This window comes from Pseudonocardia lacus (assembly GCF_018531445.1).
Lineage (GTDB): Bacteria > Actinomycetota > Actinomycetes > Mycobacteriales > Pseudonocardiaceae > Pseudonocardia > Pseudonocardia lacus.
This window is the reverse complement of record NZ_JAHDTH010000499.1, coordinates 1-624: the sequence shown is the minus strand read 5'-3', so window position 1 is coordinate 624 and position 624 is coordinate 1. Positions and strand designations below refer to the sequence as shown.

The 624-nt window shown below is 78.0% G+C and carries 1 pseudogene; it reads left to right on the top strand.

Annotation, left to right across the window (positions count from 1 at the left end):
- Positions 1 to 442 precede the first annotated feature (442 nt).
- Positions 443 to 624, top strand: a pseudogene (locus KIK08_RS39335) (oxidoreductase); the annotation flags it as partial.

The window sequence follows — 624 nt, the reverse complement described above, 5'->3', positions numbered from 1 at the left end:
ACCGGTCGGCCTGCTCGGCCCAGAACGCCTCCCGATCGGCATCGGCACGGTCATAGGCCTCGGCCGTGACATTGGCCTGCGCGGCGAAGGCATCGCCGGGCGGGAAGCTACGGCTCTCGGTGGACAGGTTGCTCAGCGTCGGTTCGGCAGCCATGCGAAACCCTCCCGGTCCTGGGCGCTGCGGCGGGCCCCGGTGCCCGCGCTCGCGCCCGGCTCCTCGTACGTCTGACGCCGACGCTAGTGGCCGGGGCGGCCCGGCGCACCGTCGGTACGGCCAGGTCCGGACGGCGCGTCGGGCGGACAACGAGCGGTCGACCAGCGGCGGACGGGTGGTGTCCGCAGCTCAGGGAGGCCACTTCCGGGGACCACCGGCGCGGCGCGCGGGCGCGGAACGGGCCGGCGGACCGGCGAGGTGCGCCGGCGCGGGTGGCAGCATGTCGGGGTGAGTACCGCCCGCACCCGCGACCCGCTCGCCCCGCTGCTCGACCTGCCCGGCGTCGCCGACGCCGTCGCCCGGGCGCGGGACGCCGTGGTGGGCGTGCACAACCACCCGGTGAACCGGCGCGGCTGGCCGGCGAGCGCCGCCGAGGCGAGCGTGCGCGCGGCCCGCGCCTCGGCCGCCCT